Source organism: Paenarthrobacter sp. RAF54_2, assembly GCF_052113945.1.
In the GTDB taxonomy this organism is placed as follows: Bacteria; Actinomycetota; Actinomycetes; order Actinomycetales; family Micrococcaceae; genus Arthrobacter.
In genome coordinates this window covers 1-7,656 of the sequence record NZ_JBFRDV010000049.1, presented here as the reverse complement: position 1 = coordinate 7,656, position 7,656 = coordinate 1, and the positions used below count along the sequence as shown (strand labels likewise).

The following is a 7,656-nucleotide window of genomic DNA, read 5'->3' as shown; positions in this document are numbered from 1 at the left end:
GGACGGGATCCGGCCGGGATAGAGAAGATGATTGAGATCAAGCTCTCCTTCGATACGGACTATGCCCTGGCGCTGGAAAACACCCGGTTCTGGGCGCCGCTGTCACTGAGCCCGGAACAGAAAGCCGGCCTGGAGGACCCTGCGGCCATGGCAGCCGCCGCGGACGCGCTGCCCATCGAACAGGTCGCCAAGSGCTGGATCGTCGCCTCGGATCCGGAGCAGGTCATGGACCAGCTCATGCCCTACGTAGAGGCAGGGTTCAATCACCTGGTCTTCCACGCCCCGGGCCATGACCAGCAACGGTTCCTGTCCCAGTTCGCCGAACACCTCCTGCCGCATCTCAACCCGGGCGTCATGTCCTTCGCTGAGCTGCAGCGACTCCGCCCGGCAGCCGCTTCGATGGGCATGATGCTCGAGACCACGGCCACGAGACTCTGGAGCGAGCGCGGGGGAGTGCACTTCGGGTCCCCGGAGAAGGACCCTGCTCTAAGGATGAGGGTGCCAGGTACACGAGACCATCGTCCAGAACTTCCGCGCGAAACCGCACACTGYGATGCGAGGCTTCGATGTATTGCATGCCAAGCGACAACGTTTCCGATGTTTGAAATCGGATCGAGAACGGGATCATCAATGTCACATAGACAGTGACAACCACCCAACTCGTCCCCGCTATAGGCCAGCAGAAAGCCCAGACCAAATATTGTGGCATTTCCCAGGGGCATCGCGGCCAAAAAGTACACGATCGCCTGCAATGGTGCGAAGCGGCGCCCGTATACCAGTATTGCCGAGCACAGGAAGTCGATGGAGATGGGAATCATGATCGAGGTCAATGAGAATCCGATGCCTTGCACCGCATCGCGAACCGCCCGCGAATCCCATGCGTCACAGAAGATCTTCTTGTGTTAATGATCTCATCGCATACGGCGTCCTTGACGCGTGATCTGGTACAAACGGGATCACGATGTCTGGCTGGGCTGTTTATGATCTGACCACAGTGCAGCAGCCAACAGAACGCAGGCAGAAATCAGCGTCGATCTTCTCATGAAGAGTACCGGCCGCGCGCCAACTTCTTCGCTGCAGCGGCGAAGGCTGGAGGGCGAACTCATCGTTCGAGGATCAACGGCGTATGCGCCCGCCTTGTTGTAGGCTACGTTCCGAGCAGTTGAGCAAAGGCCGGTCAGGGGCCAGATTTCCCTGAGGCATCCGAAAAAGAAATGCTGGCGGCTGCCGCCGTTGCGAGACCTTTGAACTGGAAGTACTGCCGCATTCCACCTGTGCCCGGCCAAACGCTGCCATCAAATCCCAAACGCCGGCTTACGGCTCGGAACCCACGGAGGTGGACAAACTATTGATTGCGCGCGCCAATATCGGAAGTGCATTCGAGACTTGGTCCAACTCTGACGAGCTCATTTGGCGAGTCATTTCCACCATGATGCGAGTCCTGGCCAGACGTACCGCCCGGTAAGCTGCCTTACCTTCATCCGTCATCGACACAAGATAAGCACGAGAGTCCGATTCATCGGTTGTTCTACTGACGTAGCCAGCTGTCACCGCTGCCGCTACCTGCCGGCTGAGGGTGGACCTGTCGAGTCCAAGACGATTTGCGAGATCAGAGATCCGGAGCGTCCCAGTAGCTGACAATCGAGTGAGTATCGAGATCATGGAGCGATCTATCGAGACGCCCGACCTCTCCACTAACAGTGCGTGGAACTCATAGAGAGACCAGCGAATGATAGATCCCAACGCCTCATCAATCACGCGCTGATTTGGATTAAGCTCAACGGTATCGCCGACCGATGCTGTCTTTCCCATAAGTGCCCTTCCTCGTTTCCAAACTTGTCATGGCCTATGTTATGGCGGACGCTGATTTCCCTCCCGGCCACAACGCTCAACCCTAAAAATGCGCACGCGGGCGGTCCCTAGCCTTTACGGGTCGGACTAAGCAGTTGAATGCACAACACACGAATAGAATATCCAGCCCTCGTCTCAACACATCGATCCATGCGTCAGATTGAGGTTGGCATCGGTGTCACCAATACACCCGCGGTGGTCAAGCCCCACTCTGGCTTACAACCGCTTCGCCCGCACACTGACATGGCTGTGCATTAACGCCACCAACCTCGTGCGGGGGAGTTGACGCTGAGTCAGTTGCCCTGACGCTGTGTTTCAGAAGGCGGGCTTCGCGCCGCGTTTGAATCTCCTCGCAGTCCGGCAAAATCATTTAATGCTGGCTACGGCTGATGTCCGTCGGCTCAACTTGGGCAGCCGACAATACACTCCGCGCCGATAGTGCTGCCCTCCAGGCAGTTCTTGCGGAATGAGCCATACCTCATGGCCTCGGGATACTTCAAACATTTGGCGAGGGCTATTGCCGTCTACCACAATCCAGAGTGCAGAGGAGTCGGGCATCGCGATGATCCTTTGGCAGCTTCGGCCTCTCGCCCTGAGTTTTTCACGCAGGAGATTCCTGGTCGTAGCCCGCAGCCCAGGATCGCACACATGCCACGTCGTCCTGAAGCTGCGAGGCGAGTTGATCGATTCGGTGAAATTTTCGTTTGGCGGCGAAGGTAGGAGTTGAGAGTTACCAAGTCAATGCGACCTTACAAGTCCCCGCTGTATTCAAGAAGGTGAGTTTCCAGTAGCCGCGTTCCTTTACAGTACTGTAATTCTGTCCCTCCATTCGATGACCGCAGCGGTAACGCTGTGATCTGGGGGAATCTGTAATCCGGCCTTCATTGAGCCTCCCATCGACGATTTCGTTGGTCTGATGTGCTCTGTCGCGACGGTCATTTCTTGGTTACAGATCCTGTCAGCGACGCAATTGGCCGCAGAAGGATGGGCTGGGCGGATACCCACAGCACCGCCATGAGCACGAGGGCTCCGGCGAAGAACCAGAAGCCGACCCAACTCTCGTCGTTCCGCCCGGCGAATATGTGGTTGAGATTGCGCAATGCACCGGTGGCGAACACGAGGGTCACGTGGCCGATGATGAACAGCCCGAAGTAGAGCATCACGGGGAAGTGGATCGCCCGAGCTAACTCGACGCGGTATACCTTGTTGATTTTGGCGTCCTTAGGCCACGCGCCCGACATGCGGATGCCGGTGATGATTGAAAACGGGGCGGCGATAAAAACGGTCACGAAGTATGTGATCATTTGTAGGCTGTTGTATGACACCCAGGCATTTTCAAGCGGCCAGTCGAGAGATGCATACTGCAACGCGGCCGACAATGCGTTGGGGATATGCTCCCATGAGGTAGGCACCAACCGTTGCCACTGGCCTGTCGAGAACAGTAGGACGTAGAAAGCGATTCCGGTAACGACCCACAGCGAATTAAGGCTCAGATGCAGCCACAGGTCGAGACTGATCTTGTTTGGCTTGCCCTTGGTGTGGATGAGTCCCCGATTGTTTCGGGTCCAGTAGGCGGGGGGGCGCTCGGTGGTGCGTACGTGCCAACCGCTGCGGATAATCATCAGGATCAGCAGCATGTTGAAAAAGTGGCTCCATTGCAACCACTCGGGGAAGCCCTCGGGTGCTCCGGGTGGCAGTTGGAAGTGGCCAGGGTAGTTGGTCAGGAACGATTGCACTCCGGAGAGACTGCGCAGCCACTGTGCGCCGAACACAATCGCAGTGAGCAGGACCAACGCAGCTGGGATCACCCACACAAGCGTGAACCAGCGGCTGCGCTTGCCCTTCTTCTGCAGAGTGCTGCTCGTCATTTCTGCCGCGCCTTGATTCCCTCGACAAGCTTCGGTACTACTTTGAAGAGATCTCCGACGATGCCGAAGTCAGCGATGTCAAAGATGGGGGAGTCGTTGTCCTTGTTGATGGCGACGATTGTCTTTGCAGTCTGCATTCCGGCCCGGTGCTGGACCGCACCCGAGATGCCGAGCGCTATATAGAGTTGCGGTGACACCGTAATGCCGGTCTGCCCTACCTGGTAGGAATGCGGCACATATCCGGCATCCACGGCGGCCCGTGATGCACCCACGGCAGCACCGAGCACGTCGGCGAGGTCTTCCACAATCGAAAAATTCTCCTTTGAGCCGACACCGCGGCCACCTGAGACGACAGTGGTCGCCTCCCGCAGGTCGGGGCGGGTGGACGCGATCGTCTCGTCGTTCACTGCAGTGATGGCTGTGGACTTCGATGTGTCGACCTCGATGGAGACAATGCTGGTCTCGGAGGCTGCTCCGGGCGCGACATTCTCGATCACACCGAGCCTTACCGTCGCGATAGTCAGGCCTCCGGTGACCGTACTATTGGTGTTGTAGGCACCCCCGAACACTGAATGAGACCCGACGACCCTGTCACCGTCGGCGTGCACGCCGACGACATCGAGCAGTAGCGCTGCGCCGGTGCGGACCGCCAGTCGACCCGCGACCTCAGCCCCGTCCAGAGTATTCGCGGTCAGCACAGCAGTTGGTGTGTACTCGGTCACCGCAGCCTGAAGCGCGGCAACCTGGGCGACTGCGACTGTGGTCGTCGCGGAATCAGTTTCGGCGATGTATATTCGCGCTGCACCCAACTCACGGAGACGCGAGGACACCGTGGCACCTTGCCCGGCCGCGACGGCTGCAACCGCAACAGGCGTGCCTATGGAGCCGGCAGCACCGATCAACATCTCCGACGAACGACGGATCGTGCCCGCGGGGGAGACCTCGATGAAAGCAAGAACGTTTGACATCGTGATTTTCTCCAAATCTATTAGGGGCTTAAAGGAGTCGCTCGGCAACGAGGAATTCAATAAGCTTGTCGGCTGCAACGCCCTCGTCGTGGATTTTCGTGCCGGCCTGGCGGGCGGGACGTGCCGCAGTGGAAAGGACGATCGAGCGGGCCAGACCGGGGAAAGAAGGATCGATTCCGAGGTCAGGTAGCGAGGTCACGTCGATCTTCTTGCGTTTGGCCGAAATAATTCCTTTGAAGCCGGGGAAACGTGCCTCGTCTGCGCTCTCGGTGATGGACACGACGGCCGGGAGTGTCGCCCACACTTCGCGTGTACCGGACTCGGTAGCCTGTGTTCCTGTCACCTCGTTGCCCACCTGCAGTCCGTTAAGCGAGGCCAGATATGACAGCCCCAGATGCTCCGCGACCATGGCGGGGATAACACCACCCCGGCCATCCGTCGATGCATCTCCGGCCAGAACCAGATCAACACCGCCTACGCGCTCCACCGCCCTTGCGATGACCAGGGCGGAACGTACGGCATCCGCTCCCACCAACTGATCATCGAGAACGTGCACTCCGGAATCGGCTCCCATCGAAAGTGCTTTCCTAATGGACGCTGTTGCCGATTCCGGACCCATCGACAGGACTATTACCTCCGTCGTCTCGTCGGCGTCCTTCCGCTGCAGGGCGACCTCGATTGCTCGCTCGCTGATCTCATCGATAACTGCGTCGCTCCGCTCACGATTGACCCGGCCGTCGGTCAGCAGGGTGCGCTCCCCATAGGTGTCAGGCACCTGCTTCATTAGTACAACTATTTTCACTGGCTACTCCTTTGAAACGTGGATATCCCGACGGTGGTCGGGCGGCGGCTGCCTGCTAGAGGCGAGGCGCAAACGGGCTCCCATAGCGAACATTGCCGGTGTTACCGTTGCAGAAGGCATTTTGGACGACCTCGAAGAGGTCCCTTCAGGGTCGAAGTATGACCCGGGCTCATGGCCAAAATTGCCTCAGGCCGGCACTTAGGCGAATCGTGCTCTAGAAGCCGAGGTCGCGGCCGATGATGTTCTTCATGATCTCATTTGAGCCTGCCCAGATCTTAGTGACGCGGGCATCCTTCCAGGCGCGGGCGACGCGATATTCGTTCATAAATCCGTAGCCTCCGTACAGCTGGACGCAGTGGTCGAGAACCTCATTCTGTACGTCCGCGGCCCACCACTTGGCTTTTGCTGCATCGACGGCGGAGAGCTCTCCGCGGACTTGCGCAGCGACACACTGGTCGACGTATGCCTGGGTCACCTCAGTCTTTGTCACGAGTTCCGCGAGCAGGAATTTGTTGTGCTGGAACGACCCAATCGCTTGACCGAAGGCTTGGCGATCGCGTGCATACTCAATCGTCTCGTCGAGGATCTGCCGGGCGTGTGCAAGATTGGTTACGGCGGCGCCGATGCGCTCCTGTGGAAGTAGTTCCATCATGTGGCCGAATCCGCCGTTGAGGCTTCCGATCAGGTGGTCCTCAGTGAGGTGGACATTGTCGAAGTAGAGCTCGGCGGTGTTGGCCTCAGGTTGACCCACCTTATCGAGTGGCGTTCCGCGGCTGAAGCCCGGCATCGACGCTTCGACAGCGAAGAGAGAGATTCCCTTCCCGCGGCTATCTGGAGTCGTTCGGGCGGCCACGATGATGAGGTCCGCAGAACCTCCGTTGGTGATAAAGATCTTGGATCCGTTGAGAATCCAGCCACCCTTCGGGTCCTTTACGGCAGAGGTTCGCAGGGCGGCCAAGTCGGAACCGGCGGACGGCTCTGTCATGGCGATCGCCGTCACGATCGAGCCGTCGCAGAACCCGGGCAGCCAGCGTTTACGCTGCTCAGGCGTTGAGAGCTTAACGAGATACGGTGCGACCACATCGAAATGAATGCTCATCGACGATGCAAGGGCAAGGTTCACTTTGGCTAGCTCTTCGAGCAGTACCGCATTGAACCGATAGTCGGCAGCTTCGCTTCCGCCGTACTCCTCAGGAACCTCAAGGCCAAGGAAGCCGTGCTTGCCTGCGTCCTGCCAGACTTCGCGCGGAATTCGTTTGCATGCGGCATGCTCATCAACATTGGGGCTAATGGAACGCCGAATAAATTCGGCGACCGAGCTGCGGAAGGCCTTATGGTCATCCTCGTAGAGTGTGCGCTCAATCATGGGGGATAAGTTCCTAGGGTGTCTGCCTTGATGGACTAGTGGCCTTGCCTTGGGCGAAGGTGGTGCTGCCGCACTTAGCGACGATCCCAAGGCGGCCATATTGATTGTATAATACACCTAATACTTGCTCCCTAGGAATGTCCACCAAGATTTGCGACCATCCAGCGCCGGTTGTCTGTGAAATTGACTGAGAATGGCAGGTCCGCGAGTTCCTTCACGCGGTTCACGAGTTGCAGGTTGTGCGTGAAGTTCTCGCCTTGGAAACGAGGGGAGCTTCCCAATCCTCGATTTTCATTTCTGGATACGATACCATCACTTCGTGGATGCGATTCCACAGTGTCTCTACATTGCAGTTGGTCCCGTGGTAAGCCATCGAACGCACATCCCGGGCGACCCTGTACCTGTTTCCACCGGTCATGGATCAGGACCCGGTGAGGACTCTTGCCCTCCAGCACCCTCGACCACGATAGCTCGAACCATATATCTCTACGAGAGGAAGGCGCCCATGGCGTCGACAATTGACGACTGGTCAACGGACATAGCGGAAGTGCGCGACGACGACGTTCTCATCCGCGGCCACCTGCTGACGACGATGATTGGCAAGCGCAGCTTCGGTGAGCTCGCATACCTCCTCATCAGTGGCCGGTGGCCAACGCATGGCCAGGCCCACGTCCTGGAGGCCATCATGGTTTCGGTCATGGAGCATGGCATCTCGCCAACGACCACGGTCACGCGAATGATGGCCTCGTACGGGAATCCTATCCAGGTAGGAATCGCTGCTGGGATGCTCACCATCGGTGA

General features: G+C 58.3%; 7 protein-coding genes and 1 pseudogene. 2 read left to right on the top strand and 6 right to left on the bottom strand.

Annotation, left to right across the window (positions count from 1 at the left end; all coding sequences use genetic code 11):
- Positions 1-648 (top strand): annotated as a pseudogene (locus AB4Y87_RS25735) (hypothetical protein); the annotation flags it as partial.
- Positions 649-1,314: 666 nt separating this feature from the next.
- On the opposite strand, the gene AB4Y87_RS25730 reads toward AB4Y87_RS25735, so the two are convergent.
- The 6 genes from AB4Y87_RS25730 to AB4Y87_RS25705 form a co-directional block, all read right to left on the bottom strand.
- The gene (locus AB4Y87_RS25730; RefSeq protein WP_442007058.1) at positions 1,315-1,662 is read right to left on the bottom strand and encodes a MarR family winged helix-turn-helix transcriptional regulator; all 348 of its coding nucleotides are present in this window, start codon (positions 1,660-1,662) and stop codon (positions 1,315-1,317) included.
- Positions 1,663-2,786: 1,124 nt separating this feature from the next.
- Complete coding sequence (locus AB4Y87_RS25725) at positions 2,787-3,719, bottom strand: cytochrome b/b6 domain-containing protein (protein WP_442007057.1); 933 nt, start codon at positions 3,717-3,719, stop codon at positions 2,787-2,789.
- Positions 3,716-4,687, bottom strand: a complete 972-nt coding sequence (locus tag AB4Y87_RS25720; protein ID WP_442007056.1) for an electron transfer flavoprotein subunit alpha/FixB family protein — start codon at positions 4,685-4,687, stop codon at positions 3,716-3,718. The genes AB4Y87_RS25725 and AB4Y87_RS25720 overlap by 4 nt, the downstream gene beginning before the upstream one ends.
- A 28-nt stretch (positions 4,688-4,715) precedes the next feature.
- Positions 4,716-5,489, bottom strand: coding sequence for an electron transfer flavoprotein subunit beta/FixA family protein (locus AB4Y87_RS25715; protein ID WP_442007055.1), 774 nt, complete (start codon positions 5,487-5,489; stop codon positions 4,716-4,718).
- Between the two features lie 214 nt (positions 5,490-5,703).
- Positions 5,704-6,855, bottom strand: coding sequence for an acyl-CoA dehydrogenase family protein (locus AB4Y87_RS25710; RefSeq protein ID WP_442007054.1), 1,152 nt, complete (start codon positions 6,853-6,855; stop codon positions 5,704-5,706).
- Between the two features lie 131 nt (positions 6,856-6,986).
- Positions 6,987-7,136: a hypothetical protein gene (locus AB4Y87_RS25705; protein ID WP_442007053.1), complete on the bottom strand. Its 150-nt coding sequence runs from the start codon at positions 7,134-7,136 to the stop codon at positions 6,987-6,989.
- 224 nt (positions 7,137-7,360) lie between these two features.
- Between AB4Y87_RS25705 and AB4Y87_RS25700 the strand changes: the two genes are divergently transcribed.
- A partial coding sequence (locus AB4Y87_RS25700; RefSeq protein WP_442007052.1) for a hypothetical protein occupies positions 7,361-7,656 on the top strand: 296 nt, incomplete at its 3' end.